At 71.7% G+C, this 25,571-nt stretch carries 23 protein-coding genes and 1 pseudogene; 10 read left to right on the top strand and 14 right to left on the bottom strand.

Annotation, left to right across the window (positions count from 1 at the left end; all coding sequences use genetic code 11):
• The coding region (locus ABZ851_RS08490) for an Ig-like domain-containing protein (protein ID WP_361124042.1) at window positions 1–4,169 on the bottom strand (4,169 nt) is incomplete at its 3' end.
• Between the two features lie 564 nt (window positions 4,170–4,733).
• Between ABZ851_RS08490 and ABZ851_RS08485 the strand changes: the two genes are divergently transcribed.
• Window positions 4,734–5,273 (top strand): GNAT family N-acetyltransferase, encoded by a 540-nt coding sequence (locus tag ABZ851_RS08485; RefSeq protein WP_361124039.1) that lies wholly within the window; start codon window positions 4,734–4,736, stop codon window positions 5,271–5,273.
• A gap of 139 nt (window positions 5,274–5,412) precedes the next feature.
• Here the strand turns inward: ABZ851_RS08485 and ABZ851_RS08480 are convergent, their stop codons facing one another.
• Entirely contained in the window at window positions 5,413–6,849 is a 1,437-nt protein-coding gene (locus tag ABZ851_RS08480; protein ID WP_361124037.1) for a PLP-dependent aminotransferase family protein, read from the bottom strand.
• Window positions 6,850–6,896: 47 nt separating this feature from the next.
• Between ABZ851_RS08480 and ABZ851_RS08475 the strand changes: the two genes are divergently transcribed.
• On the top strand, window positions 6,897–7,475 hold the full coding sequence (locus ABZ851_RS08475) for a carboxymuconolactone decarboxylase family protein (protein ID WP_361124035.1): 579 nt from the start codon (window positions 6,897–6,899) through the stop codon (window positions 7,473–7,475).
• A gap of 59 nt (window positions 7,476–7,534) precedes the next feature.
• Window positions 7,535–8,287, top strand: a complete 753-nt coding sequence (locus ABZ851_RS08470; RefSeq protein ID WP_361124033.1) for an isocitrate lyase/phosphoenolpyruvate mutase family protein — start codon at window positions 7,535–7,537, stop codon at window positions 8,285–8,287.
• Window positions 8,288–8,446: 159 nt separating this feature from the next.
• Here ABZ851_RS08470 and ABZ851_RS08465 read toward each other — a convergent pair whose 3' ends face one another.
• Window positions 8,447–8,992, bottom strand: a complete 546-nt coding sequence (locus ABZ851_RS08465) for a carboxymuconolactone decarboxylase family protein (protein WP_361124031.1) — start codon at window positions 8,990–8,992, stop codon at window positions 8,447–8,449.
• Window positions 8,993–9,038: 46 nt separating this feature from the next.
• On the opposite strand from ABZ851_RS08465, the gene ABZ851_RS08460 reads away from it, so the two are divergent.
• Both ABZ851_RS08460 and ABZ851_RS08455 read left to right on the top strand, forming a co-directional pair.
• A complete protein-coding gene (locus ABZ851_RS08460; protein WP_361124029.1) occupies window positions 9,039–10,481 on the top strand; it encodes a PLP-dependent aminotransferase family protein in 1,443 nt (480 codons plus the stop codon).
• A 70-nt stretch (window positions 10,482–10,551) separates the two neighbouring features.
• Window positions 10,552–11,067 carry a putative immunity protein gene (locus ABZ851_RS08455; protein WP_361124027.1) on the top strand — a complete coding sequence of 172 codons (516 nt, stop codon included), beginning with the start codon at window positions 10,552–10,554 and terminating at the stop codon, window positions 11,065–11,067.
• Window positions 11,068–11,193: 126 nt separating this feature from the next.
• On the opposite strand, the gene ABZ851_RS08450 is transcribed toward ABZ851_RS08455, so the two are convergent.
• Window positions 11,194–12,354, bottom strand: a complete 1,161-nt coding sequence (locus ABZ851_RS08450; RefSeq protein WP_361124025.1) for a hypothetical protein — start codon at window positions 12,352–12,354, stop codon at window positions 11,194–11,196.
• A gap of 220 nt (window positions 12,355–12,574) precedes the next feature.
• Between ABZ851_RS08450 and ABZ851_RS08445 the strand changes: the two genes are divergently transcribed.
• Window positions 12,575–13,822, top strand: a complete 1,248-nt coding sequence (locus tag ABZ851_RS08445; protein WP_361124023.1) for an MFS transporter — start codon at window positions 12,575–12,577, stop codon at window positions 13,820–13,822.
• On the opposite strand, the gene ABZ851_RS08440 is transcribed toward ABZ851_RS08445, so the two are convergent.
• Entirely contained in the window at window positions 13,823–14,506 is a 684-nt protein-coding gene (locus tag ABZ851_RS08440) for an SRPBCC family protein (RefSeq protein WP_361124902.1), read from the bottom strand.
• A 63-nt stretch (window positions 14,507–14,569) separates the two neighbouring features.
• Window positions 14,570–14,635 (bottom strand): annotated as a pseudogene (locus tag ABZ851_RS08435) (pentapeptide repeat-containing protein); the annotation flags it as partial.
• Window positions 14,636–14,866: 231 nt separating this feature from the next.
• On the opposite strand from ABZ851_RS08435, the gene ABZ851_RS08430 reads away from it, so the two are divergent.
• The 3 genes from ABZ851_RS08430 (at window position 14,867) to ABZ851_RS08420 (ending at window position 16,988) form a co-directional block, all read left to right on the top strand.
• The gene (locus ABZ851_RS08430; RefSeq protein WP_361124021.1) at window positions 14,867–15,520 is read left to right on the top strand and encodes a TetR/AcrR family transcriptional regulator; all 654 of its coding nucleotides are present in this window, start codon (window positions 14,867–14,869) and stop codon (window positions 15,518–15,520) included.
• 135 nt (window positions 15,521–15,655) lie between these two features.
• The gene (locus tag ABZ851_RS08425) at window positions 15,656–16,192 is read left to right on the top strand and encodes a VOC family protein (protein WP_336051236.1); all 537 of its coding nucleotides are present in this window, start codon (window positions 15,656–15,658) and stop codon (window positions 16,190–16,192) included.
• Window positions 16,185–16,988: a MerR family transcriptional regulator gene (locus tag ABZ851_RS08420; RefSeq protein ID WP_361124018.1), complete on the top strand. Its 804-nt coding sequence runs from the start codon at window positions 16,185–16,187 to the stop codon at window positions 16,986–16,988. The genes ABZ851_RS08425 and ABZ851_RS08420 overlap by 8 nt, the downstream gene beginning before the upstream one ends.
• Before the next feature lie 30 nt (window positions 16,989–17,018).
• On the opposite strand, the gene ABZ851_RS08415 is transcribed toward ABZ851_RS08420, so the two are convergent.
• Window positions 17,019–17,414, bottom strand: coding sequence for a VOC family protein (locus tag ABZ851_RS08415; RefSeq protein ID WP_361124016.1), 396 nt, complete (start codon window positions 17,412–17,414; stop codon window positions 17,019–17,021).
• 309 nt (window positions 17,415–17,723) lie between these two features.
• On the bottom strand, window positions 17,724–18,053 hold the full coding sequence (locus ABZ851_RS08410; protein ID WP_088799536.1) for a helix-turn-helix domain-containing protein: 330 nt from the start codon (window positions 18,051–18,053) through the stop codon (window positions 17,724–17,726).
• A gap of 144 nt (window positions 18,054–18,197) precedes the next feature.
• Here ABZ851_RS08410 and ABZ851_RS08405 point away from each other — a divergent pair, with 144 nt between their 5' ends.
• Window positions 18,198–19,172, top strand: a complete 975-nt coding sequence (locus ABZ851_RS08405; protein WP_361124013.1) for a zinc-binding dehydrogenase — start codon at window positions 18,198–18,200, stop codon at window positions 19,170–19,172.
• A gap of 46 nt (window positions 19,173–19,218) precedes the next feature.
• On the opposite strand, the gene ABZ851_RS08400 is transcribed toward ABZ851_RS08405, so the two are convergent.
• The 6 genes from ABZ851_RS08400 to ABZ851_RS08375 form a co-directional block, all read right to left on the bottom strand.
• Window positions 19,219–19,437 (bottom strand): hypothetical protein, encoded by a 219-nt coding sequence (locus tag ABZ851_RS08400; RefSeq protein ID WP_336051247.1) that lies wholly within the window; start codon window positions 19,435–19,437, stop codon window positions 19,219–19,221.
• A gap of 244 nt (window positions 19,438–19,681) precedes the next feature.
• Window positions 19,682–20,680 (bottom strand): ABC transporter substrate-binding protein, encoded by a 999-nt coding sequence (locus tag ABZ851_RS08395; RefSeq protein WP_361124011.1) that lies wholly within the window; start codon window positions 20,678–20,680, stop codon window positions 19,682–19,684.
• Window positions 20,681–20,682: 2 nt separating this feature from the next.
• Window positions 20,683–22,677, bottom strand: a complete 1,995-nt coding sequence (locus ABZ851_RS08390) for an ABC transporter permease subunit (protein ID WP_361124009.1) — start codon at window positions 22,675–22,677, stop codon at window positions 20,683–20,685.
• On the bottom strand, window positions 22,674–22,844 hold the full coding sequence (locus ABZ851_RS08385) for a hypothetical protein (RefSeq protein WP_361124007.1): 171 nt from the start codon (window positions 22,842–22,844) through the stop codon (window positions 22,674–22,676). The genes ABZ851_RS08390 and ABZ851_RS08385 overlap by 4 nt, the downstream gene beginning before the upstream one ends.
• Complete coding sequence (locus ABZ851_RS08380) at window positions 22,844–23,971, bottom strand: glycine betaine/L-proline ABC transporter ATP-binding protein (RefSeq protein ID WP_361124005.1); 1,128 nt, start codon at window positions 23,969–23,971, stop codon at window positions 22,844–22,846. The genes ABZ851_RS08385 and ABZ851_RS08380 overlap by 1 nt, the downstream gene beginning before the upstream one ends.
• Complete coding sequence (locus ABZ851_RS08375; RefSeq protein ID WP_336051254.1) at window positions 23,971–25,512, bottom strand: GMC oxidoreductase; 1,542 nt, start codon at window positions 25,510–25,512, stop codon at window positions 23,971–23,973. The genes ABZ851_RS08380 and ABZ851_RS08375 overlap by 1 nt, the downstream gene beginning before the upstream one ends.
• Window positions 25,513–25,571: the final 59 nt, after the last annotated feature.

Genomic DNA, 25,571 nt, shown 5'->3' with positions numbered 1-25,571 from the left:
AAGGTCACCGACTCACCCACTACGGACGGGTCCGGCGACGAGGTCACCGTGGTGGTGGTCGACGCCTGACCGACCGTCTGCGTGTCCGTACCGGTCGAGCCGTTGAAGTTGGCGTCACCGCTGTACGTCGCCGTGACCGTGTAAACGCCCGCGGTCACCAGCCCAGTGGTGCTGACGCTGGTGGTGCCACCACTGAGCGTGCCGGTCAGCGTCACCGTGGTGACCCCGTCCGTCGCCACGAACACCACCGTGCCCGTCGGCGTACCCGCACCCGGCGCGACCGGAGCCACGGTGGCCGTGAAGGTCACCAACTGACCCACTACGGACGGGTCCGGAGTCGACGAGACCGTAGTGGTCGTCGCCGCCTGACCGACCGTCTGGGTGTCCGTGCCGCTGGAGGAGGTGAAATTGGCGTCACCGCTGTACGTCGCCGTGACCGTGTAAACGCCCGCGGTCACCAGCCCATTGGTGCTGACGCCGGCCGTGCCACCGCTGAGCGTGCCGGTCAGCGTCACCGTGGTGACCCCGTCGGTGGCCACGAAGGTCACCGTGCCGGTCGGCGTACCCGCACCCGGCGCGACCGGGGCCACCGTCGCCGTAAAGGTCACCGACTCGCCCACTACGGACGGGTCCGGCGCCGAGGTCACCGTGGTGGTGGTCGCCGCCTGGCCGACCGTCTGGGTGTCCGTACCGACCGAGCCCGTGAAGCCGGCGTCACCGCTGTAGGTGGCCGTGACCACGTACGTGCCCGCGGTCACCAGGCCGTTGGTGGTCACGCTGGTGGTGCCACCGCTGAGCGTGCCGGTGAGCGTCACCGTGGTGACCCCGTCCGTCGCGACGAACACCACCGTGCCCGTCGGCGTACCCGCACCCGGCGCCACCGGCGCCACGGTGGCCGTGAAAGTCACCGATTCGCCCACCACCGACGGATCGGGCGCGGACGTGACCGTGGTCGTCGTCGCCGCCTGGATCACCGTCTGGGTGTCGGTGCCGCTGGAGGTGGTGAAGTTGGCGTCACCGCTGTAGGTCGCCGTGACCGTGTGCGTCCCGGCGCTCAGGGCGCTGGTGGTGACGCTCGCCGTGCCCCCGGAGAGCGTGCCGGTCAGCGTCGGGCCACCGCTGATCACGAAGGTGACCGTGCCGGTCGGCGTACCCGCACCGGGCGCGACCGGAGCCACCGTCGCCGTGAACGTCACCGGCGCGCCGAAGACCGACGGGTCCGGCGACGACGTGACCGTGGTGGTGGTCGACGCCTGGCCGACCGTCTGCGTGTCCGTGCCCACCGAACCCGTGAAGCCGGCGTCACCGCTGTACGTCGCCGTGACCGTGTAAACGCCCGCCGTCACCAGCCCACTTGTGGTCACACTGGTCGTGCCGCCGCTCAGCGTGCCGGTCAGCGTCACCGTGGTCACGCCGTCCGTCGCCACGAACGTCACCGTGCCGGTCGGCGTCCCCGCACCCGGCGCGACCGGCACCACCGTCGCCGTGAACGTCACCGGCGCGCCGACCACGGACGGATCGGGCGCGGACGTGACCGTGGTCGTCGTCGAGGCCTGGTTGACCGTCTGGGTGTCCGTACCGACCGAGCCCGTGAAGTTGGCGTCGCCGCTGTACGTCGCGGTGACCGTGTGCGAGCCCACGCTCAGCGCGCTCGTCGTGACGCTCGCCGTGCCGCCGGACAACGTGCCGGTCAGCGTCGGACCGCCGGAGATCACGAAGGTCACCGTGCCGGTCGGCGTACCCGCACCCGGCGCGACCGGGGCCACCGTCGCCGTAAAGGTCACCGGCTGGCCGACGACCGACGGGTCCGGCGACGAGGTCACCGTGGTGGTCGTGGACGCCTGGTTGACGGTCTGGGTGTCCGTACCGACCGAGCCGGCGAAGTTGGCGTCGCCGCTGTAGGCCGCGGTGACCGTGTGGCTGCCGGCGCTCAGGGCGCTGGTGGTGACGCTCGCCGTGCCCCCGGAGAGCGTGCCGGTCAGGGTCGGACCACCACTGATCACGAAGGTCACCGTGCCGGTCGGCGTACCCGCGCCGGGCGAGACCGGAGCCACTGTCGCCGTGAACGTCACCGCCTGGCCGACGACCGACGGGTCCGGCGAGGACGTGACCGTGGTGGTGGTCGCCGCCTGGTTGACGGTCTGGGTGTCGGTGTCGCTGGAGCCGGTGTAGTTCGCGTCGCCGCTGTAGGTCGCGGTGACGGTGTAAACGCCTGCCGTGACCAGGCCGTTGGTGCTGACCGTGGCGACGCCGGCGCCGTCGAGGGTGCCGCTGAGGCTCACGGTCGTGACGCCGTTGGTGATGACGAAGCTGACCGTCCCGGTCGGCACCCCGCCGCCGGGGAAGACCGGCCCGACGAAGGCGGTGAAGTTGACCGTCTGCCCCGTCACGGAGGGGTCGGGGAAGGAGGTGACCGTGGTGGTCGTGGACGCCTGGTTGACCGTCTGGGTGTCCGTACCGACCGAGCCCGTGAAGTTGGCGTCACCGCCGTATGTCGCCGTGACCGTGTGCGTACCGGCGGACAGCGCGCTGGTGGTCACGCTCGCCGTACCCCCGGACAGAGTGCCGGTCAGGGTCGGACCACCACTGATCACGAACGTGACCGTGCCCGTCGGCGTACCCGCACCCGGCGCGACCGGGGCCACCGTCGCCGTAAAGGTCACCGGCTGGCCGACGACCGACGGATCGGGCGAGGACGTGACCGTGGTGGTCGTCGAGGCCTGGTTGACCGTCTGGGTGTCCGTACCGACCGAGCCCGTGAAGTTGGCGTCGCCGCTGTACGTCGCCGTGACCGTGTGCGTACCGGCGGACAGCGCGCTGGTGGTCACGCTCGCCGTACCCCCGGACAGAGTGCCGGTCAACGTCGGACCACCACTGATCATGAACGTGACCGTGCCCGTCGGCGTACCCGCACCCGGCGGAACCGGAGCCACCGTCGCCGTGAACGTCACCGGCTGGCCGACGACCGACGGGTCCGGCGACGAGGTGACCACCGTGGTCGTCGACGCCTGCCCCACCGTGTGGGTGTCCGTGCCGCTGGAGGGGTTGAAGTTGGCGTCGCCGCTGTAGGTCGCGGTGACCGTGTGCGTACCGGGGGCCAGCGAGCTGGTGGTGACGCTCGCCGTGCCCCCGGAGAGCGTGCCGGTCAGGGTCGGACCACCACTGATCACGAAGGTGACCGTGCCCGTCGGCGTGCCCGCGCCCGGCGCGACCGGGGCCACCGTCGCCGTGAACGTCACCGGCTGGCCGGCCGCCGACGGGTCGGGCGCGGACGTGACCGTGGTCGTCGTGGACGCCTTGTTGACGGTCTGGGTGTCCGTACCGCTCGACCCGGCGAAGGTGCCGCTGCCGCTGTAGGTGGCCGTGACGGTATGGGAGCCGACGCTGAGGGCGCTGGTGGTGACGCTCGCCGTGCCGCCCGAGAGCGTGCCGGTCAGCGTCGGGCCACCGGAGATCACGAAGGTCACCGTGCCGGTCGGGGTACCCGAACCGGGCGGCACGGGGGCGACGGTCGCGGTGAAGGTCACGGCCTGCCCGAAGACCGACGGGTCGGGGGACGAGGTGACCGTGGTGGTCGTCGGCAGCAGGGTCGCCTGCACCGTTTGTGTGTCGGTACCGGAGGACGGATTGAATTGGGCATTGCCGTTGTAGGTAGCGGTGATGGCATGGGTGCCGACGCTGAGACTGCTGGTGGTGACGGTCGCGGTGCCGCCCGAGAGCGTGCCCGTCAGGGTGCCGCCCCCACCGCCGCCGATGACGAAGGTGACCGTGCCGGTCGGGGTGCCCGCGCCGGGCGCGACCGGCGCGACGGTGGCGGTGATGGACACCGGCTGCCCGAAGGTCGACGGGTCGGGGGACGAGGTGACGGTCGTCGTCGTCGACGCCTTGTTCACCGTTACGGAGGCCAGGCCGCTGGACGGTGAGAATTGAGCGCTGCCGTTGTAAGTCGCGGTGATGGTGTGAAAGCCGACGCTGATTCCGCTGACGGTGACGGTCGCGGTGCCGCCCACGAGGGTGCCCGTCACGGTGGGCCCGCCGGTCACGACGAAGGTGACCGTGCCGGTGGGTGTCCCGAGCCCCAGCGGGATGACAGTGGCGGTCAGGGTGACCGGCTGTCCGAAGACTGCTGGATTGGGTGACGCGGATGCCAAGGTGAAGGTGGGTGCCATGGAATGGCCCTCCGGATAGTGATGTTGGCGGGCCGTTCAGCTCCCCGTAGCGCATGACACACCGCGGGAAGTGGGCATCAACCTGGGGAGCAGGCTCGGTTATGACTGCCGACGGAGATCCGCATCTGTGTACCGAGGTCCTCCGCCAGGCTGGCAACCCGCCGGTCGATAGCACCAGTAGGCGCGCGGATCATGGCGCCGCGCCATAGCCGTCCCGCGCATTTACCCTGAATGGCGCAGCGCCCAGCGGCTCGCACGGCGCCCCTCGGCGCCCGCTGCGGGGCGCGGCGGCGCCGGGTGTCGGTACGGGTGACGCGCGATCAGCGCGGGGCCTTTCCGTGCGCCCTTACCGCACGACCTTCAACGACGTTGCGCAACGGCGCAGTTCACCGGTCAGTCGAATCGCCCGGCGGCTACGCTGACCGACGGGCCGGGACGCAGGCCCCCTTTCACCTGCCCCTTCATCTCCCCATCCCCTCGGTACCTCGGCCCCTCTCCCCCTCGTCCCCCGCCCTCCATCCACCCACCCGCTCACCCGTTCACCGTCGGCCGGAGGACGTGACCATGACTGAGCACGCGCGAGTACCGGAGCAGCTGCCCGGTGAGCTGACGCTGCGCCGCCCCACCCCTGCGGACCACCCACGGCTCCAGGTGGCGCTGGCCGAGTGGTGGGGCGGTCAGGGTGGTGAGGCGGGCGCGCGGCAGCGTCAGTTGCTCGTACCGCGCCTCTTCCTGCAGCACTTCGCCGACACCAGCTTCCTCGTCGAGCGCCCGGACCGGGCCCTGCACGCCTTCCTGGTCGGCTTTCTGTCCCAGACCGAGCCCGAAACCGCCTATATCCACTTCGTGGGCGTGTGCCCGGAGGGCCGGCGGGACGGCATCGGCAGCGCCCTCTACGACCGTTTCTTCGCCACGGCCCGCACGGCAGGCCGCAGCCAGGTCCGCTGCATCACCAGCCCCAACAACCGCGACTCCCTCGCGTACCACGCCCGCATGGGCTTCCGGCTGGAGCCGGGCGACCGGCTCGACGACCACGGCGTACCGGTGCAGGAGGACTACAACGGGCCGGGGCTCGACCGGGTTTCGTTCGTACGGGAGTTGTGAGTGGTGAGTTGTGAGTGGTGAGTCGTGAGCGGGGCCCCGCCGGTGTGCGCCGGTCTGGGCGACCGGGCGACCCGGGCGACCCGGGCGGCCGGGCTGCCTGGACGGCCTGGACGGCCTGCTTTCCGGCGGCACACCCCTGCTACTCCCCCGGTGGCAGCGCCCTGAGCAAGGCGTCCACGGCGCCCGCGAAGGAGTGGTCGGGCGGGGTCCCGTAAGCCACTACCAGTGCGTCACGTGAGGCCGGTGGGGCGGTCGGGTCGCGGAAGCGGCTCAGGCCCTCCAGGGCGAGGCCCTGCCGGCGGGCGGTCTGGAGGACGGCCTGTTCGGTGCCGGGCGGGAGTTCCAGTACGGCGTGCAGGCCGGCGGCGATGCCGGAGACCCGGACCTGGGGCGCGTGGGCGGCCAGGGCGGCCACCAGTTGGTCGCGGCGGCGCCGGTAGCGCAGCCGCATACCGCGCAGATGGCGGTCGTAGGCGCCCGAGGACAGGAACTCGGCGAGAGTGAGCTGGTCCAGCGCCCCGCACTGCCATTCGCCGGTGTCCTTGAGGGCGAGCACCGGATCGACCAGGCGCTCCGGCAGCACCATCCATGCCAGCCGCAGCGCGGGGGCGAGGCTCTTGCTCGCGGTGCCCAGGTAGACGACGTGATCGGGGTCCAGGCCCTGGAGAGCGCCGACCGGCTTGCGGTCGTAGCGGAATTCGCCGTCGTAGTCGTCCTCCAGGATGAAGCCGCCGGTGGCGCGCGCCCAGTTGATGGCGGCCGCCCGGCGGTCGGGGTGGAGCGGTACGCCGGTGGGGAACTGGTGGGCGGGGGTGAGGAGGGCCGCGCGTACGTCGTCGAGGGCGGTCAGCTCCCCGGTGCGGGCGCCGCGTTCGTCCACGGGGAGCGGGACGGTGCGCAGGCCCGCGCGGGTGATGACGGCGCGGTGGAAGTCGAGGCTGTACGACTCGACGGCCAGCCGCCCGGTGCCCAGGACGCGGCTGAGCAGGGCCAGCCCCTGCAGGAAACCGGCACAGATGACGATCCGGCCGGGGTCGGCGCGTACGCCGCGAGCGCGGGCGAGGTAGTCGGCGAGGACGGTCCGCAGCTCGGGGCGGCCGTGGGAGGCGGGGTAGCCGAAGGCCTCGCTGGGGGCGGTGGCCAGCGCACGGCGGGCGGCGGCCAGCCAGGCGGTGCGGGGGAAGGCGGCGACATCGGGGGTGCCCGGGGTGAGGGCGAAGCGCGGCCGGTCGGCGCGGACGGCCGGGCCGGGGCCGGGGCCGGGGCCTGGGTCGGGGGCGCGCCGGGCGGCGGACGCGGCCCGCGGCAGCACCCTCTCGGCGACGCGGGTGCCGGAGCCCTGGCGGGCGCTGAGCCAGCCCTCGGCGACCAGTTCGGCGTAGGCGTCGGCGACGGTGTTACGGGCGATGCCGAGATCGGCGGCGAGCGAGCGGGAGGAGGGCAGCCGGGTGCCGGGGGCCAGGCGGCCGGACCGTACCGCGTCCCGCAGCGCCCGCAGCAGCGCGGCGCGCAGACCGCCGGAACCGGTGAGATCCAGGTGCAGATCCCGCCCGAAAGTGGCCCAGGAATTCTCCATGGAAATGGACCATACAGCCATGCCATTGCCGCCGTAGCGTCGTAGACATGACGACACGGACAGCTCAGCAGGCAGCACGAACAGCACGGCCCGCACCGACCACACCGGCAGCGCAGAGCACTCAGGCAGACCGCCCCGCACAGCCGGCTCACCCAGCTCAGGCGGCGCAGCCGGCGCACGGGCACGGCCCCCGCCTGCCCTGGGCGAAGCTCGCGCCGGACGTCTACAAGGCCATGATCGCGCTGGAGGTCGCGGCGAAGAAGGGCCTCGAACCGTCGCTGGTCGAGCTGGTGAAGATCCGTGCCTCGCAGCTCAATCACTGCGCGTTCTGCCTCGACATGCACGTCAAGGACGCCCGTGCGGCCGGCGAGAGCGAGCAGCGGATCTACCTCCTCAACGCCTGGGAGGAGGCCGCCGACTTCTACTCCCCCGAGGAGCAGGCCGCCCTCGCCCTCACCGAAGCCATCACCCTCCTCACCGAGGGCTTCGTTCCCGACGCCGTCTACGACCGCGCCGCCGCCCACTTCGGCCAGGCCGAACTGGCCCACCTGATCGCGCTGATCACCACCATCAACGCCTGGAACCGCTTCGGCGTGTCCACCCGCATGGCGCCGGGCCAGGCATGACCGCCACGGACCGCCCCACGACCACCACGGACCGCCCCACGACTGCAACGGACTGCTCCATGACTGCCACGGACCACCCCACGACCGCCGCCGCGCTGCGCGCGCTCCACCACGGGCCCCGGCTGCCGCTGGTCCTCCCCGGCCCCTGGGACGCGGACAGCGCACGGGTGTTCGCGGACGCCGGCTTCGCCGCGCTCGCCACCCCCAGTGCGGGCATCGCGGCCTCCCTCGGATACGAGGACGGGCAGACGCCGCCCGACGAGATGTTCGCGGCCATCGGCCGGATCGTACGGTCCGTGGACATCCCGGTCTCGGCCGATGTGGAGGCCGGATACGGGCTGTCCGCAAAGGAGTTGGTGGGCCGCCTCATGGACGCCGGGGCGGTGGGCTGCAACCTGGAGGACACCGACCCCGCCACCGGCGCCCTGCGGGACCCGCGGGAACAGGCGGACTGGCTGGCCCGGGTACGGGCCGAGGCCGGCGAGTCGCTGGTGCTCAACGCCCGGATCGACACCTATCTGCACGGCGTCCAGGGCACCGAGGAGGCGGTCCGGCGGGGCCGGATGTATGCGGCAGCGGGCGCCGACTGCGTCTATCCGATCCTCGCCCCGCCCCCGGAGCTGGCCGCGCTGGCCGCCGGTATCGGCCTCCCCGTCAACGCCGTGGTGACCCCGGACGGTCCCGCCCCGCGCGAACTCGGCGCCCTCGGCGCGGCCCGGGTCACCTTCGGCGGCGGCCTCCAGCGCCGGTCGATGGCAGCGGTGGCGGCGATGGCGGAGCGGCTGCGGGAGGAGCTGGGGGCGGAGGGGTGACGGGCCGCGGGGCTGACGGGCGGTGGGTGGCGGGGGCTGACGGGGCGCGGGAGCTGACCCGGCCGACGCCCCGCCCGCGCGTGCCGCGCCCGCGAGTGCCGAGCTCGCGAGTGCCGCGCCCGCGAGCGCCGGGCCGTGCGTGCCCAGCCCGCCGCCCCGCTACCGCTCGTCCGTCCCCGGCACCTTCCCCGTGCTGATGGCGATCCGGTTCCACGTATTGATCGTGAAGATCAGCGCCAGCAGCCGGGCCAGCTCCGCCTCCTCGAAGTGGCGGGCGGCACGCTCGTAGACCTCGTCCGGCACGCCTCCCCGGGCGACCAGCGTCACGGCCTCCGTGAGGGCCAGCGCCGCCCGCTCCTTCGCGGTGAAGAAGTGCGCCGCCTCCTCCCAGACGGCCACCATGTGCAGCCGCTCCGCGCTCTCGCCCGCCTTGCGGGCGTCGGAGGTGTGCATATGGAGGCAGTATGCACACTTGTTGAGCTGCGAGGAGCGGATCTGGACCAGTTCGACCAAGGCGGGGTCCAGGCCCTCACGCGCCGCGGCATCGAAACCGATCAGTGCCTTGAAGGCCTTCGGCGCGGCCTGAGCAAAATTCACCCTGGGCTTGCGGGCCGCCGCGCCACTGCCCTCCACCGCCGCGCCCTCGCCACGAACCGCGACGTCATTGCCATGCGTCTGCTGCGTCTGCTGCGTCTGCTGCGTCATGCCTCGAATCTAGAAGAGCAGGCGACCGGCTGTAGGGTGCATTTCCATGCCGGAATCATGGGTCAATCCCGCCGAGAGCCTGGGCGTCGATCTGCATCTGGAGCTGACCGGTCCCGGCAGCCGCCGCGCCGTCCTCATCCGGGCGCTGCGGGACGCCGTACGGTCCGGCCGCCTGGCCCCCGGCACCCGCCTGCCGCCCTACCGCTCCCTCGCCTCCGACCTCGGCATCGCCCGTAACACCGTCGCCGACGCCTACGCCGAACTGGTCGCCGAGGGCTGGCTCAGCGCCCGCCAGGGCTCGGGCACCCGCGTCGCCCGGTGGCACCACCCGGACGCAGTCCCGGGGAGCGCGCAGCCGCCCACACCCCACCGCGCCCCGGCCCGCCCCTCCCCGGCGAGCCGCCCCGCCCACAACCTCCTCCAGGGGCAACCGGACGCCGCGTCCTTCCCCCGCACCGCCTGGCTGGCCGCCGCCCGCCGCGCGCTGACCGCCGCCCCGCACGACGCCTTCGGCCCCGGCGACCCCCGTGGCCGCCCCGAACTGCGCCGCGCGCTCGCCGGCTACCTGGCCCGCACCCGCGGCGTGCGCACCGACCCCGAACGCATCGTCATCTGCTCCGGCTTCGCCCATGCCCTGCGTCTGCTCCTGCCCGCCGTCCTTCCCGGTCCCCTCGCCGTCGAGTCCTACGGCCTCCCCTTCCACCGCCGCCTCCTGACCACCGCCGGCATCCGCACCCACCCCGTCGGCCTCGACGAACACGGCGCCGACACCGCACAGTTGCCCCGGCTCGACGGCATGGGCGCGGCCCTCCTCACCCCCGCCCACCAGTTCCCCACCGGCGTACCGCTCCACCCCGACCGCCGGGCGGCCGCCATCAACTGGGCGCGCGCCACCGGCGGCTTCATCCTGGAGGACGACTACGACGGCGAATTCCGCTACGACCGCAAGCCGGTCGGCGCCCTCCAGGGACTCGATCCGGAGCACGTCCTCCACATCGGCTCGGTCAGCAAGAGCCTGTCCCCCGCGGTGCGCCTGGGCTGGATGGTGCTCCCCGACCGCCTCGTCGACGCCGTATTGGACGCCAAGGGCGAGCGCGAGGCCTGGGCGGGCGTCACCGACCAGCTCACCCTCGCGGAATTCCTCACCCACGGCGCCTACGACCGGCACATCCGCCGGATGCGCCAGCGCTACCGCAGACGCCGCGACCAGCTGATCGACACGGTGACCACCCACGCCCCGCACCTCACCGTCACCGGCATCTCCGCCGGCCTGCACGCCGTCCTCCAACTCCCCGACGGCGCAGCCGAGTCGGACGAACACACCGCCCTGCGCGCCGCCCGCCGCCAGGGCCTGGCCCTGGACGGCCTCTCCGGCTACCGCCACCCCGCCGCCACCATGCCGCCCCGCCACGGCCTGGTCATCGGCTACGCCACCCCTGCCGACAGCGCCTTCCCCGGCGCCCTGGAGGCACTGCGCAGGGCCTTGTAATCTGCGCACCTGCGCCGTTTCACCGCGCCCCCACGGCGCACCGGACGTGCGCTCGGAAGGAGCGCCAACCATGATCCTCCCGAAGGTCCGGGACCCTCGCTTCGTGACGATCCGCCGCGGTGGGACTCTCACCGACGCGGATCACCATCTCCTCGCCCTGTGGGCGGCATCCTGCGCGGAGCACGTCCTCGGTCTCTTCGAGTCGGTTCAGCCTCAGGACCCACGGCCGCGGCAAGCGATCGAGCATGCCCGCGCCTGGGTGCGTGGCGAGGTCAAGATGATGCGGACCCGCGCGGCGGGCGGCCATGCCATGGGCGCGGCCCGGGACCTGCGTGGCGCGGCACGGCATGCCGCCTACGCCGCCGGCCAGGCCGGGGTCGTCGCACATGTCGCCGCGCACGAGCTCGGTGCGGCCGCCTATGCGATCAAGGCCGCACGTGCTGCCGCGCCGGAAGGCGAGAGCGAGGCCGCAGGGCGCGTCGAGTGCCAGTGGCAGCGCGACCAGCTCCCGGAGGAGATCCGCGAACTCGTGCTGGACGACCAGCGATTGCGGAACGACATCTGCTGGTCGGTGTTCGACTGCTGAGCGCGCGGCGGTTCCGGGGTACGGGCCGTCGTTCGCCCAGCCCCCCGGCCCCCGGCTCGAAGACGAGCCGGGGGCCGAGGGGCCGGGGGCCGAGGGGCCTGGTTCCTGGGGCGACGTCCTCCCGGACTACCGGTTGGCGAACTTCCGGCTGATGTCGTTGAAGACGCGCTCCGCCTCCGGGCCGAGGTGCGGACCGGCCAGCCAGGTGTGGTTGCTGGAGCTGATCGAGGTGTTGGACACCAGCGTCAGCTTGCCGCCGTGGTTGACGAACCAGCCGCCGCCGGAGGTGCCGCCGGTCATGTTGCAGCCGATGCGGTTCATGGCGGGCGTGCCCTCCTGCATGACGAGGCGGCCGGGGCGGCCGGGGCAGTTCATCATGCGTGCACCGTCGAACGGCGGCGCTGCCGGGTAGCCGAAGGCGTCCAGCGAGGCGATGCGGTCGGCGGAGGGGGTGTCGAACGCGACCCGGGCGGCGGCCCCCACGGTCTCCTCAAGCGACTTGCCGCCGCCGTTCTCCGGCTTCACGTGCAGCACCGCGAAGTCGTAGGCCGAGCCACCGTTTCCGCTGTGCTGGCTGCCCATGTTGATCCACTCACCGGACGTGGTGATCCAGTCGGCCCAGAACCGGCCGTACGGGGTGACCTGCTGTGCGGGGGCGCCGCTGACCTGGTTCATCGCGGCGCCGTTGTCGTTGTAGGACGGCACGAAGACGATGTTGCGCATCCAGCCGCCCTGCTTGCCGGAGTGCACGCAGTGGCCCGCGGTCCACACCAGGTTGGACTTGCCGGGGTGCGCGGGGTCCTCGACGATCGTGCCGGAGCAGACCATCGGGCCCTTCGGGCTGTCGAAGAAGATCTTCCCGACCGGTGCCATGTGCTGGTGGTACGGGCGGGCGACCTGCTCGGCGGTGACCGGCTGCGGCTCGGGGTCCGTGGCGTCGAACTCGCTGCCCGCGCCGGTGGCCTTCACCCCGATCTCGGGCGAGTTCTTCGCCTTGGCCAGCCGGTCCGTCTTCCAGTGGTCCTTGATCACCGGATTGGCGAAGTCCGAGGCCTTGCGGGCCCACTTGTCCCAGTTCTGCCAGCCGCCGTCCTTCCACTTCTTCAGATCGTCCAGGCTGGTCGGCACGTCCTTGGGGATCTTGAACCCGCCGCCCCCCTGCCCCTTCTGGTCGGCGGCACCCGAAGCGGCGGCCTTGTCGTCACTGGGGCCGCAGGCGGTGACGGTGCCCGTGAGCAGCGCGACCAGTGCCGCGGCCGCGGCGGTGGAGCGGCGGATGGATGGCATGGAGCAAGTCCCCCTGATAAGCGGCGGCACCGGCGAGCAGCGCGCCGTAATTGTCATGTCCCTCATCGGGCTGCGCTCTACTATGCCGTGGCACCAAGACGGCCGGGCAGCCAGGTCCCGGGCCCCCGACCCACGACAGGACAGGACGTACGCGATGCCCCCTCCTCGGCCCCGGACATCCGGACGGAACGGGGATATCGGGCAGGGAACGGAGCCAGAAATGAGACACCGGCACTCGCTGGGCCGGGAGTTCGGGTGGCTGTGGGCGGCGTTCGCCGCCAGCGCCGCCGGGACCTGGCTCTCGCTCGATGCGTTCCCGCTCATCGCCGTCCTGGTGCTGCACAGCGGTACGGCGCAGGTGTCCGTGCTGTCCGCGGCGGGCCTGGCGGCGGGGGCGTTGCTCGCGATGCCGCTGGGGCCGTGGGTGGAGTTCCGTCGTAAGCGGCCGGTCATGGTGGGCATGGACCTGCTCCGGTTCCTGGCGTTGCTGACCGTGCCCGCCGCCTACGCGCTCGGCGGGCTGACCTTCGCCCAGCTCGTCGTCGTATCGGTGGTCGTCGCGGCTGCCAACATCGTGTTCACCGCCGCGAGCGGCGCGTACCTCAAGGCCCTGGTACGGCCCGACGACCTCTTGGTGGCCAACGGCAGGTTCGAAACCACGACATGGACGGCGACCGCGCTCGGTCCGCCCCTGGGAGGCGTCGCCATCGGGGTGTTCGGGCCGCTGACGACGGTGGTCGCGAACGCGGTCAGCTTCCTGCTCTCCGCGCTCGGTATCCGGGCGATCGGCGGCCGGGAGGCGCCGCCGCCGGACCGCCCCGCGCAACGCTTCACCCCGGCCGACGTCGTCGAGGGCTGGCGCTACATCCTGGGCCACCCCCACCTGCGACCACTGTTCTTCAACACCGGCCTGGTGAACGCGCTGATCATGGCGACCATGCCGCTGCTGACCGTGCTCCTCCTGCACGACCTGCGCTTCGCTCCGTGGCAGTACGGCCTGGCCTTCGGCGTGTCGTGCATCGGCGGTCTCGTCGGCTCGCGGCTCGCCCGCCCCTTGGTCACGAGGTTCGGGCAGCGCCGGGTGCTGCTCACCGCCGGCACCCTGCGGGCGTGCTGGTCCCTGGGGCTGGGATTCGTCGGTCCCGGCCCCTGGGGACTCGTGCTCATCATCGTTGTCGAGTTCGGCCTGATCCTGTGCATGGGGGTCTTCACCCCGGTCTTCGCCACCTACCGGCTCGCCCACACCGCCACCGACCGCGTGACCCGGACCCTGTCGGCGTGGTCCATCACGAGCAGCACCACCACCGCGGCCATGACGGCGTGCTGGGGACTGCTCGCCGGCCTCACCGGCACCCGCACCGCCATCCTCCTGGCCGGTGCGCTCCTCCTGGCCACTCCCCTTCTGCTGCCCCACCGCGCACCCGCGCCGACGGCCGCCCCTCGGGAGCCCGTCGGAGAGGGGGCGTGATCAGTACGGCCGGTGCTGAGCGCGGGCTTCGGCGGCGGACTTCAGGCTGCGCAGCCATGCTTCCAGGCCCTCGCGCAGGATCTTGGTCGCGGTGGGAACGTCCGCTTCGACCTGCGCGCCGGTGTGGGTCTCCTCGGTGCTCACCCGGACACCGCCCTTGACCTCGGTGAAGTTCCATACGTGGACACCATCGATGCGCAGCCCTTCGCCGATCGCGGGGCCGGTCCAGCGCAGGCACGCGGCGCGCTTGATCTGCCGGACGGTCGAGGTGATCTCCAGGCTGGTAGCGGGAGTTGAGGGATTGGGGGGCACCGGGGTCGTCCACCGGAATGCCGAACCCTTGCGGAAGGGGCCGTGGTCGAGGCGTTCCACGGCCGTGACGGGGGCCTGCCAGGACGGCCAGCGCTCCACGTCGGTCTGCAGCTTCCAGATGGTGCGCAGCGGGGCGTGAATCACGGTCTCGGTCCGGTGGCGGACGAGAGCGTCGGGGTCGACTCCCTTCCCCTGGCAGGTGACGGACGTGCCGGGGTGGGACGGGTGGGAGGGGTGAGAGGGGCGGGAGGCGTGGGAGCCGGCCGCTCCCGCGGGGACGGCAGCGGTGCCGAGGAGGCCGAGGGTGAGGGTGAGCGGGACGGCGGACAGGGCGGCGCGGAAGCCGGTACTGCGGAAGCCGGTACCGCGCAAACGGGTGCCGCGTAAACCGGCGTTGCGAATCCCGGCGCCGCGAATCCCGGTGCTACGGAGGCCAGTGCCGCGGAGGTCGGTGCCGCGGAGGTCGGTGCCGCGGAGGTCAGTGCTGCGGATGCCGGACAAGGAGTTCCCCTCTGTCGGTCAGTCGTGAGTGCGAGCGCCGTCTGCCGGGCGGATCACGCGGCCGCACACCCCTCCATACATCCGTCCGCGCACCATCCGAACTCCGAACTACAGCCCCACACCTTCGTTAACACTTATAACTCGACGCGGAACACCAGGTCAATAAGTTGCGTGATACCTTCTAACCAAGTCTTGAAGATGTAGCCGGATGGATGGGGACGGTGGCAGGCCATGGCGACGACGGGCGCGAACACTCCGCGGGAGCGCTACCGGGCGCAGGTGCGGGCGGAGATCACCGAACGCGCCTGGGAGCAGATCGCCACGGCAGGGGCGTCCGCGCTCTCCCTCAACGCGATCGCCAAGCAGATGGGCATGAGCGGACCGGCGCTCTACCGCTACTTCGCCAGCCGCGACGACCTGATCACCGAACTCGTCCGGGAGGCGTACCGAAGCCTCGCCGAAGCCCTCCGCACGGCCTCCGCCGACGGCGCCGACCTGGCCGGACTGGCACACGCCCTGCGCGACTGGGCCCTGGCGGACCCGCAGCGGTACTTCCTCGTCTACGGCACCCCCGTCCCCGGCTACCACGCGCCCGAGGACACCACCGCCATCTCCTCCGAGATCATGACGACCCTGGTCGACGCGTGCGCGGCACTCGCCCCGGACGGCGCCACGACGCCCTTCGGCGCCTACCTGGAGGACCACCGGGACTGGGCCGCCGGCCACCCCGCCCCGCCCGAAGCCCTCCACCGGTTCCTGACCTTCTGGACCCGCCTGCACGGCGTCCTGTCCCTGGAACTCGCCGGCCACTTCACCGGCATGAACCTCGACCCCGCCCTGCTCTTCGCGGCCGAACTGGACGACCTGCTGGCACCCCGGTCCTGAGGTCGTATGCGGCGCCGTGCAGTGGGACGCCCCCGGCGTGTACCCGGCCACCACGTGGGTCGCGCCGTCGCAGCAGGGCGAGATGCACGGAATCGACTTGACCCTCCCGCAGCGTGAGGCTGGAGAGTGGGGTGCATGAGCGACTACTACAACGCATTTGAGATGAGCCCCGTACCCGATGCCGGCCCGGATGCGGTACCGCCGGAGCCGTTCCTCGGCATCTATGCCATGCCCGCGTTCGTGTCGATTCCCACGAGCGATCTGGCGGCGTCGGTGGACTTCTGGACGCGTGGGCTCGGGTTCGTCGAACTGTTCAGCATCCCCGGCTCGGTGGTGCATCTGCGCCGGTGGGCGTTCCAGGACGTACTCCTCGTCCAGGCGGAGAGCGTTCCGGAGCAGGCGCCGGCGATGAGCTTCAGTTTCTCGGGCGTGCTGAGCCAGGTCGATTCCGTTGTCGAGGCCTGTCGGGCGTTACGCCCGGACTCGGTCGAGGGGCCACGGGATACTGCCTGGAACACCCGCGACGTCACGGTGATCACCCCCGAGAACGCACGGATCGTTTTCACGGCGGCGAAGCCCTTTGATCCGGCCAGCCAGGAGGCGCGGAACCTTGAAGCCGTCGGGATCACCCCACCGGACGCCGTTCGCGGCGACAATGGGGAGCATGCCTGATGCCACCGATGCAGATGGCCTGACCGTCGGTCAGGTCGGGGCGCGGCTGGGCGTGACCGTCCGCGCGCTGCACCACTGGGACGAGATCGGTCTGGCGCGACCGTCGCTGCGCACGGCTGCCGGATACCGGCTCTACACCGCTGATGATCTGGAACGCCTGCACCGCATCGTCGTCTACCGCGAGACCGGTCTCGGCCTGGACAGGATTCGGACCATCCTGGACGACTCGACCGCGGACGTGCTCGGCGCATTGCGCGCGCAGCGCGCCCAGGTTGCCGAACGGGTCGGCCGACTCCAGCAATTGAGCGCCGAACTGGACCGGATGATCGAGGCCCACGAGCGCGGCCCGCTGCTGACCGTCGAGCAGCAGGCCGCGATCTTCGGCCCCCAGTGGAACCCGGACTGGCCCGCCCAGGCCCGTCAGCGCTACGGAGACACGACGCAATGGCGGCAGTACGCCGAACGCTCAGCCTCTCGCGGTCCGGAGGAATGGCAGGCCGTCGCCGACGCCGTTACCGGCCTCGAACGCGCCCTCGGGGACGCGATGGAGGCCGGCGTCACACCTGGCAGCCCGGAAGCGAACCAACTCGTCGAGCGGCACCGCGAAGTCTTTGCTTCGTACTTCCCCCTCACCAGGCAGATGCAGGTCTGCCTCGGCCGCAGGTATGAGGCCGATCCGGCGTTTGCCGCCCATTACGACGGCATCCGCGCCGGCCTTGCCAGCTGGTTCCGTCGCATCATCGACGCCAGCGCACGCGCCCACAGCGTCGACCCCGACACCGCGACCTGGCAGTAGAGCGTGGGGCCGAACGCCCGCACCCCCACCTCACGACCGGGTATGCCCGGCGTCGGGCGCGTACCAGCGGAGTTCGATGGTGTTGCCGTCCGGGTCGCTGACGTACAGGGACTGGCCCTCGCCGCGGGCGCCGAAGCGTGGGCCGGGGCCGTCGACCACCGTGAACTCGCCCGAGTCGATGACCTCCTGCCAGTCGACGGGCTCGACGACCAGGCAGAGGTGGTCGACGTTGGAGCCCTCGCGGGGTCCCTGGACGAGGTCGATGATCGTGGTCGGGCTCACGCGCACGGAGGGGAAGGAGACCTCGCCCGCGCGCCAGGCGTCGACGCGGACCGGCTCCAGACCGAGTGGGCCGCAGTAGAAGGCGAGCGAGCGCTCGACGTCGGAGACGTTCAGGACGAGATGGTCGAAGGCGGTGACGCGCATGGAAGCTCCTCTGGGGGCGCCCGGTATGGACCGAGCGCCGTCGGGTGGTTGCACGAGGAACGTATAGGGCGGGTGAGGGGGACGGGATCGGCCGTTGGACCTGGGACCAGTCCTGGTCCTGGTCCGTCGGTCCTGATTCCCCGGTCCTGGTCCGCTGGTCCTGGTCCGCCGGTCCACCGGGCCTGAACCGCCGGTCCCGGCCGACCGACCCTGAACCGCCGGTCCCGGCCCACCGGCCTGGTCCGCCGGCCCCGGCCCACCAACCCCGGCCACCGGCCCCGGCCACCGGCCCCGGCCCTCCGCTCCGGCCTAATCCTCCTCGCGCAGCACCAGGCCGAGCAGCCCGGGGAAGCGGGCGTCGAACTCCTCGCGGCGCAGGCGGTTGAGGCGCTTGGGGCCCTGGTCGCGCTGTTCCACCAGGCCCGCGGCGCGCAGTACGCCGAAGTGGTGGCTCAGTGCGGCCTTGCCGACCTCCACGCGGAAGCTGCCGCAGCTGTGCGACCAGTCGGCGGAGCCGGCCAACTCGCGGACGAGCTGGAGTCGTACGGGGTCGGCGAGGGCGGCGAGGGCGGTCTCGACGGGGACGTCCTCGGGATGGATGTGCACCGGCTCGGCGCGGTGGCTGCTACGGCCCGGCATTCCTCGGTCTCCTCGATTGCTCGATCCGCTCGATCTCCTCGGCCCCTGAGCCCCCTCGCGAAGCCCCTTGCGGAGTGTTCGATCCAGATCATACAGTCGGAGTGTTCGCATTCCATTGAACAGTCGTGAGGGGCGTGTGCGGTCATGCGTGCGGTGGAGTTCCAGGAGTACGGCGGTCCCGAGGTCCTGAGCGTCGTGGCGGCCGACGTTCCCGAGCCGGGGGCGGGGCAGGTGAGCATCGATGTCGCCTACGCCGGGGTGAACTTCGCCGACCTCAAGGCCCGTGCGGAGGGCTACCGCGTCCCGTCCCTGCCCTTCCGGCCGGGCCTGGAAGTCTCCGGGCGCATCCGCGCGGTCGGTGCGGCGGTCGACGGGCTCCGTCCGGGGCAGGAGGTCGCGGCGCTCACGGACGGCGGCGCGTACGCGGAGACCGTGGTCGCCACCGCGGCGAGCGTGTTCCCGCTGCCGCAGGGGGTGAGCCTGCGCACCGCGGCCACCCTGCCGACGGTGCTGCCCACCGCGCATGCCCTGGTGCACGAGGTGGGCCGGCTGCGGGCCGGCGAGACCGTGCTGGTGCAGGGGGCGGCAGGCGGGATCGGCGCGGTGGCCGGCCAGTTGGCGAAGGCGGCGGGGGCGGGTGCCGTCTACGGCGTCGTCTCGGATGCGTCGAAGGCGGAGCACGCGCGCACCTACGGCTACGACGAGGTGTTCACCGGCCCGGACTTCGACGAGGAGGTGCGGCGCGCCACAGGCGGACAAGGGGTCGATCTCGCCCTGGACCCCGTCGGCGGTGACACCTTCCGGCGCAGCCTGGAGGCGCTTGCCGTCTTCGGCCGCCTGGTGTCGTTCGGGAACGCGAGTTCCGCCGAGCCGTGGCAGGTGGGCCAGCCCGAGCTGTACCCCTGGGGGCGGTCGGTCGCCGGGTTCTCCATCCTGTCGCTGGCCCGGACGGCGCCGGAGGCGCTGCGCGCACTGGCCGGACGGGCCTTCCGTACGGTCGCCGAAGGGGGCGTGGAACTCCCCGTGTCGGCGGAGTTCCCGCTCGCCGATGCCGCCGGGGCACACCGGCTCCTCGGCAGCCGCAAGAGCACCGGGAAGCTGCTGCTGCGGGTGGAGTGACACGGGAAGGGAGGCACCGGAGGGGGAGGCGAGTAGGGCGGGTCTCCTACTGCCGCGCCGGTCTGGGGTCCCGGTAGGCGGAGGGGTGGGGCCGGCCGGCTGCTCCATAGCGGTACTCCTGGAGCTGTTCCGCTGTCGGATACCACTGTTTGCCGCAACGGCCGCACCACCAGCGCCAGTTGTCCCAGTCGGTGTCGGTGTGCGTGGTGTCCTTCCACAGCACGTCGTCACAGTCGGGCGTGGGGCAGGTCGGCGGCAGCGGCATGGCGGGCCCTTTCGTCGGTGGCGGCTGCCCAGCCTTCTGCGCCTGCCGCCGCGCCGCGCCGCGCTTCGCCGCTCGCCACCCGAACGGGTAAGGCGTGAGGACCCCGCGGCCCCCGAACGGGTAAGCCCCACGGCAACCGAACCAGCAAGGCCCGCCCGTCAACGCGCTCGCGGGCAGTCGCACACCCCGTGCGACTGCCCGCGAGATCCCGCTGCCCCCTGGGGGGGCCATGCCCTTGCGGCGGCTACTTCTTGGCCTTGGGCAGCCACTTCTTCCAGACGTCCGGGTGCTTGTCCACCCAGCGCTTGGCCGCCTCGTCGGCGGACAGACCGCCCGAGGCGATCGACTCGGAGACCTCGTTCTGGTCGTCCTTGGTCCACTTGAAGTTCTTCAGGAACGCCGCGGCACTGCCGCCCTTCTTGGCGAACTCCGTGTTGAAGAACTTCTGCAGCGGGGTGGTCGGATAGGCGCAGTCGATGGACTTGGGGTCCTTGGTGCCCTTGGCCGCACAGGCGTCGGTGTACTTGGGCAGCTTGACCTCTTCCATCGGCACCTGGTTGAAGAGCCACTGCGGCTCGTACCAGTACGTCAGGAAGGGCTTCTTCGCCTTGGCGAACTGCTGGATCTGGGTGATCTGCGCCGCCTCGGAGCCCGCGAAGACGACCTCGTAATTCAGCTTGAGGTTCTTCACCAGCGCCTTGTCATTGGTGACGTAGGACGGCGAACCGTCCATCAGCTGGCCCTTGTTGCCGCTCTCCGACGTGCGGAGCTGCTTGGCGAACTTGTTGAGGTTCTTCCAGTTCTTGACCTCGGGGTGCTTGTCGGCCCAGTACTTGGGGACGAACCAGCCGATATGGCCGGTGACGCCGTTGCCGCCGCCCGCGGTGATCGTCTTCTTGTCCTTGACGTACCGCTTCTCCTGGTCGGGGTGGCCCCAGTCCTCCAGGATCGCGTCGACCCGGCCCTGGCTCAGGGCGTCCCAGGCGGGGATCTCGTCCACCTGGACGGTGTCGACGTGGTAGCCCATCTCGTGTTCGAGCAGGTACTTGGCGACCGCGACATTGGACTGGGCGCCGACCCAGGTCTGCACCGAGAGGGTGACCGACTTGGAGCCCTTGGCCGCCGCGAACGGCGAGGTCTGCTTGGTCATGTCGGCCTTGCCGCAGGAGGACAAGGAGAGGGAGAGGACCGCCGCGCCGGCCAGCGCGGCCGCCCCGATGGTCATGGTGCGCTTACGGGACATGGTCAGGCTCCCTTCCCCGTCGTGCGGCGTTCCGTGGGCTGGGTGACCCGGTCGAGCATCAGGCCCAGGCACACGATGGCCACACCCGCGACCAGGCCGAGGCCCAGGTCTCCGGTGGCGAGGCCGGTGACGACGTCGTAGCCGAGGGCGCCACCGCCGACCAGGCCGCCGATGATGACGACGGCGAGGACCATGACCACGCCCTGGTTGACGGCCAGCAGCAGCGCGGGCCGGGCCAGGGGCAGCTGGACCTGGCGGAGCATCTGCCAGCGGGTGGCGCCCAGCGACTGGGCGGACTCCATGGCGGCCGGGTCCACCTGGCGCAGGCCCTGGGTGGTGATGCGGATGACGGCCGGGAGGGCGTAGACCACGGCGGCCGCGGCGGCCGGGGCGCGGCCCACGGCGAACAGCGCGACGACCGGGATCAGGTACACGAACTGCGGCATGGTCTGCATGACGTCCAGGACCGGGCGCAGGATCGCTTCGAGGCGCTTGCTGCCGGCCGCCAGGACGCCGATGCCGAAGCCCAGTACCAACGTCACCGCCAGGGCGGCGAGGACCTGGGAGAGGGTGTTCATCGACGGCTTCCACACACCCAGGACACCGATGGCGGCCATCGCGAGGACGGCGGTCAGGGCGGTGCGCCAGGTGCCGATGACCCAGGCCAGCGCGGCGACGATGAGCAGCGCGGCGTACCAGGGCAGCGCGGTCAGGCCGTCCCGCAGCGGGTTGAGCACCCAGTCGGTGAAGTGCGCGGCCCAGTCGGCGGTGCCGCCGACGACGGGGACACCGGAGTAGAGGTGGTCGACCATCCACTCCTTGAAGTCGTTGACGGGGCGGGCCAGATCCACGGCCCAGGCGTCCGGCCAGATCAGGGAGCCGGACAGCCGGCCGACGACGGCGAAGGCGGCGGTGACCACCGCGACACCCGCCCAGGCCATCCATCCGCTCAGCCACTTCGGGCCGGCGGCCGCGGTGTCGGCGCCGAGGCGTTCACCGGCCGCGGCCGTGGTGCGGTCCATGACGATGGCCAGCAGCACGATCGGGATGGCGGCGGAGAGCGCGGCACCGACGTCGACCGAGGCGAGCGCCTGGTAGACGCGGTCACCGAGGCCGGCGGCGCCGATCATCGAGGCGATGACGACCATGCCCAGCGCCATCATGATCGTCTGGTTGACGCCGAGCAGGAGTTCCTTGCGGGCCAGCGGCAGGCGGGCGGTCAGCAGCCGCTGCCGTCCGGTGGCGCCGAGCGAGGAGACCGCCTCCAGGACGCCGGCGTCGGCGCCGCGCAGACCGAGCGCGGTCAGCCGGGCCATCGGCGGAGCCGCGTAGATGACGGTGGCCAGCAGCGCGGCGGGGACCCCGATGCCGAAGACCAGCACGACGGGGAGGAGGTAGGCGAAGGCCGGCAGGACCTGCATGGTGTCCAGGACCGGGCGGAGGATCCGGAACAGGCGCTCCGAGAGGCCGGCCGCCAGGCCCAGCAGGGCGCCGACCACGACCGAGACGGCGACCGCCACGACCATCAGCGCGAACGTCTGCATGGTGGGGACCCACATGCCGAGCAGGCCGCTGACCAGGAAGGAGATCAGCGCGGTGACGGCGATGCGCAGGCCGGCCACCCGCCAGGCGAGCAGCGTGACACCGGCCGTGACGCCGGTCCAGCCGAGCGCGAGCAGCAGCAGGTAGACGGCGCGTACGGAGATCACCACGGCGTTGCTGAGGTGACCGAGGAAGTAGACGAACAGCCAGTGGCTGTCGCGGTTGTCGATGATCCAGTCGCTGGTCTTGCCGAGCGGGCCGGAGACGTCGACGGTCAGCGACGACGGCCAGGCGGCGCCGTACTTGGCCTGCAGCAGCGGGGCGAGGACCGCCGCGGCGATCACGAGCAGCAGGAGCTTGCTCAGGGCGCGCATCTGCAGCAGGGCCCGCAGGGGGCCGGGCCGTTGGGCATCGTTCAGCGGGCGCGTCGCCATCGGAGGCGTGGTGGTGCTCATGCTCGCCCCCGCTTCACGGTGCCGGTGGGCATGTTCAGGGCGGCGCAGCGCTGGGCCTCACGCCAGTGGCGCAGCAGGCTGGCGCGCAGCCGGGCCCGCGGCGTGGCCGCGGGAGCTCTGGAACCGACGGCGCGCACGGCGCCGCGGTGGGTGGTGGCGGCGTACATCAGGCGGCCACCTCATCCTGCCGGGGGCCCTCGTCGACGCGGGCGACCACGTTCAGCAGGCAGGCGTGGTCGACGATGCCCAGGCAGCGGCCGCCGTCGACGACGCGGGCGGCGCCGCCGGAGCGGGCGACAGCCTCGATGGCGTCGGAGATGAGGGTGTCGGGGGCCAGCGCCGGGCCCTGGTCGGCCTCGCCGTCCTCGGCCGGGCGCATCGCGCGGCGCACCGTCAGCACCTGCTCGCGCGGGACGTCGCGGACGAAGTCGCGGACGTAGTCGTCGGCCGGGGAGCCGACGATCTCCTCGGGGGTGCCGAGCTGGACGATCTCGCCGTCGCGCATCAGGGCGATCCGGTCGCCCAGGCGCAGCGCCTCGCTCAGGTCATGGGTGATGAAGACCATCGTCCGGCCCTCCTCGCGGTGCAGGCGGATGACCTCTTCCTGCATGTCGCGGCGGATGAGCGGGTCGAGCGCGCTGAAGGGCTCGTCGAAGAGCAGGACCTCGGGGTCGACGGCGAGCGCGCGGGCCAGGCCGACGCGCTGCTGCTGGCCGCCGGAGAGCTGGCCGGGGCGGCGCTTCTCCATCCCGGCCAGGCCGACCTTGTCGACCATCTCGTTGGCCTTCTCGCGGCGCGCCGACTTGCCCATGCCCTGGATCTCCAGGCCGTAGGCGACGTTGTCGACGACGGTGCGGTGCGGCAGCAGGCCGAAGTGCTGGAAGACCATGGCGGCGCGGCGGCGTCGCAGTTCGCGCAGCGCGGCGCGGTCCATGGCGCGGACGTCCTCGCCGTCCATCTCCAGGTCACCGCTGGTCGGCTCGATCAGCCGGGTCAGGCACCGCACGAGGGTGGATTTCCCGGAGCCGGACAGGCCCATGACGACGAAGACCTCGCCCTTGTGGACGTCGAAGGAGACATCGCGGACGGCGGCCACACAGCCGGTCTTGTCACGCAGCTCCTGGACGTTCAGTTCGGCGACCGAGGTGTCCTCGGGTATGCGCTCGGCTTTGGGGCCGAAGACCTTCCAGAGGTGGCGGACGGAGAAGACGACCTCGCGGCCGTCCGCGTCGGAGGCGGACTCGGGCGTGCGGGCGTTGGGTATCTCGGATGCGCCGGCGGCGGTGGTAGCCATCACGCATCACCTCCTTGGGTCGGGGCTTTGCGGAGCAGTTCGGCGCACTTCTCTCCCACCATGAGCACGCCCAGCATCGGGTTGACGGCAGGCATGGTCGGGAACACGGAGGCGTCGGCGATACGGATGCCGGCCAGTCCGCGGATCTTCAACTCGGGGTCGACCACGGCCAGCCGGTCGTCGGCGGCGCCCATCTTGCAGGTGCCGGCCGGGTGGTAGACGGTGTGGGCCGCCTTGCGCACCAGCTCGCTGATCTCCGCGTCGTCGGTGACCTCGGGGCCGGGGAAGACCTCGCGCTTGAGCCACTTCTTGAACGGCTCGGCCTGGGCGACCTTGCGGGCCAGCTTGATGCCGTCGACGAGGGTCTGACCGTCGTAGTCACCCTCGTCCTCGAAGTACTTGAAGTCGAGGGCCGGCTTGACCTCGGGGTCGGCGGAGGTGAGGTAGAGCCGTCCGCGGGAGCGGGACTTGGGGATGTTCGGCGTCATCGACACGCCGTGCTCGGGGCGCTCGTAGCCCAGTCGCTCGGGGTTGTCGGTGAACGGGATTTGGTAGAAGTGGAACATCAGGTCGGGGCCCTTGTGCTCCGGGTCCCGCTTGACGAACAGGCCCGCGTCGGAGTCCATCGCGGAGTTGCCCGGGATCGGTCCGTTCGTCTCCCAGACGATCACCGACTCGGGGTGGTCGATCAGGTTCTCGCCGACGCCCGGCAGGTCGAGCACGCAGGGCAGACCCAGCGCTTCCAGGTCCTTGCGGGGCCCGATGCCGGAGTGCATCAGCAGCCGCGGGGTGTCGACGGCGCCGGCGCACACCAGCACCTCGCGGGCGGCCTCGACGTAGACCTCCTCGCCGTCCTTCGTGCGGACGTGGACGCCCTTGGCGGTGGTGCCGTCCAGCTCCAGCTTGTGCGCCCAGGTCTCCAGCATCAGCGTGAGGTTCGGGCGGTCGCCGGCCTCGATGTGCGGGTGGAGGTAGGCGACGGACGCGGAGGAGCGCTTGTTGTTCTCCGGGTGGTAGGAGAGGTCGAAGAAGCCGACGCCCTCCTCGAAGGGCCGGTCGTTGAAGCCGACGACCTCGGGGACGCCGAGGGCCGTCTTGGTGGCCTCGATCCAGTCGCTGGCGATCTCGTTCTGGTCCTTCTTGGCCACCCGCACGATGTTGTTGCGCAGCTTGCCGAAGTAGGGGTCCATCTGCTCGGCGTTCCAGCCGGTGGCGCCCGCCTCTTCCCACTCGTCCCAGTCGGACGGCAGCGGCTTGAAGGAGATCAGCGTGTTGTGCGAGGAGCACCCGCCGAGGACCTTGGCGCGGCTGTGCAGGATGTGCGAGTTGCCGCGCGGCTGCTCGGTGGTCGTGTACTCGTAGTCCAGGTCGCCACCGAGCAGGCCGAGCCACTTGCGCAGCGTCAGGACGTCCTCGCGGTCGATGTCGGTCGGACCGCCCTCGATGACGGCGACGGTGACGTCCGGGTCCTCGGTGAGGCGGGAGGCAATGACGGAACCTGCGGTTCCGCCGCCGACAACGACATAGTCATACACAGGCATTGGGGGTACTCCTTCTGACAACGTGCGTGGTGCGGGTGGTGCTGTGACGAGGGCGGGTG

Source organism: Streptomyces sp. NPDC047049 (assembly GCF_040643995.1).
GTDB lineage: Bacteria > Actinomycetota > Actinomycetes > Streptomycetales > Streptomycetaceae > Streptomyces > Streptomyces mooreae.
This window is presented reverse-complemented; position numbering and strand designations above follow the sequence as displayed.

Coding starts and splice junctions, on each gene's coding strand:
- ABZ851_RS08485 (WP_361124039.1), top strand. CDS start 4,734: ATGACTGAGCACGCGCGAGTACCGGAGCAGCTGCCCGGTGAGCTGACG.
- ABZ851_RS08480 (WP_361124037.1), bottom strand. CDS start 6,849: ATGGAGAATTCCTGGGCCACTTTCGGGCGGGATCTGCACCTGGATCTC.
- ABZ851_RS08475 (WP_361124035.1), top strand. CDS start 6,897: ATGACGACACGGACAGCTCAGCAGGCAGCACGAACAGCACGGCCCGCA.
- ABZ851_RS08470 (WP_361124033.1), top strand. CDS start 7,535: ATGACTGCCACGGACCACCCCACGACCGCCGCCGCGCTGCGCGCGCTC.
- ABZ851_RS08465 (WP_361124031.1), bottom strand. CDS start 8,992: ATGACGCAGCAGACGCAGCAGACGCAGCAGACGCATGGCAATGACGTC.
- ABZ851_RS08460 (WP_361124029.1), top strand. CDS start 9,039: ATGCCGGAATCATGGGTCAATCCCGCCGAGAGCCTGGGCGTCGATCTG.
- ABZ851_RS08455 (WP_361124027.1), top strand. CDS start 10,552: ATGATCCTCCCGAAGGTCCGGGACCCTCGCTTCGTGACGATCCGCCGC.
- ABZ851_RS08450 (WP_361124025.1), bottom strand. CDS start 12,354: ATGCCATCCATCCGCCGCTCCACCGCCGCGGCCGCGGCACTGGTCGCG.
- ABZ851_RS08445 (WP_361124023.1), top strand. CDS start 12,575: ATGAGACACCGGCACTCGCTGGGCCGGGAGTTCGGGTGGCTGTGGGCG.
- ABZ851_RS08430 (WP_361124021.1), top strand. CDS start 14,867: ATGGCGACGACGGGCGCGAACACTCCGCGGGAGCGCTACCGGGCGCAG.
- ABZ851_RS08425 (WP_336051236.1), top strand. CDS start 15,656: ATGAGCGACTACTACAACGCATTTGAGATGAGCCCCGTACCCGATGCC.
- ABZ851_RS08420 (WP_361124018.1), top strand. CDS start 16,185: ATGCCTGATGCCACCGATGCAGATGGCCTGACCGTCGGTCAGGTCGGG.
- ABZ851_RS08415 (WP_361124016.1), bottom strand. CDS start 17,414: ATGCGCGTCACCGCCTTCGACCATCTCGTCCTGAACGTCTCCGACGTC.
- ABZ851_RS08410 (WP_088799536.1), bottom strand. CDS start 18,053: ATGCCGGGCCGTAGCAGCCACCGCGCCGAGCCGGTGCACATCCATCCC.
- ABZ851_RS08405 (WP_361124013.1), top strand. CDS start 18,198: ATGCGTGCGGTGGAGTTCCAGGAGTACGGCGGTCCCGAGGTCCTGAGC.
- ABZ851_RS08400 (WP_336051247.1), bottom strand. CDS start 19,437: ATGCCGCTGCCGCCGACCTGCCCCACGCCCGACTGTGACGACGTGCTG.
- ABZ851_RS08395 (WP_361124011.1), bottom strand. CDS start 20,680: ATGTCCCGTAAGCGCACCATGACCATCGGGGCGGCCGCGCTGGCCGGC.
- ABZ851_RS08390 (WP_361124009.1), bottom strand. CDS start 22,677: ATGAGCACCACCACGCCTCCGATGGCGACGCGCCCGCTGAACGATGCC.
- ABZ851_RS08385 (WP_361124007.1), bottom strand. CDS start 22,844: ATGTACGCCGCCACCACCCACCGCGGCGCCGTGCGCGCCGTCGGTTCC.
- ABZ851_RS08380 (WP_361124005.1), bottom strand. CDS start 23,971: ATGGCTACCACCGCCGCCGGCGCATCCGAGATACCCAACGCCCGCACG.
- ABZ851_RS08375 (WP_336051254.1), bottom strand. CDS start 25,512: ATGCCTGTGTATGACTATGTCGTTGTCGGCGGCGGAACCGCAGGTTCC.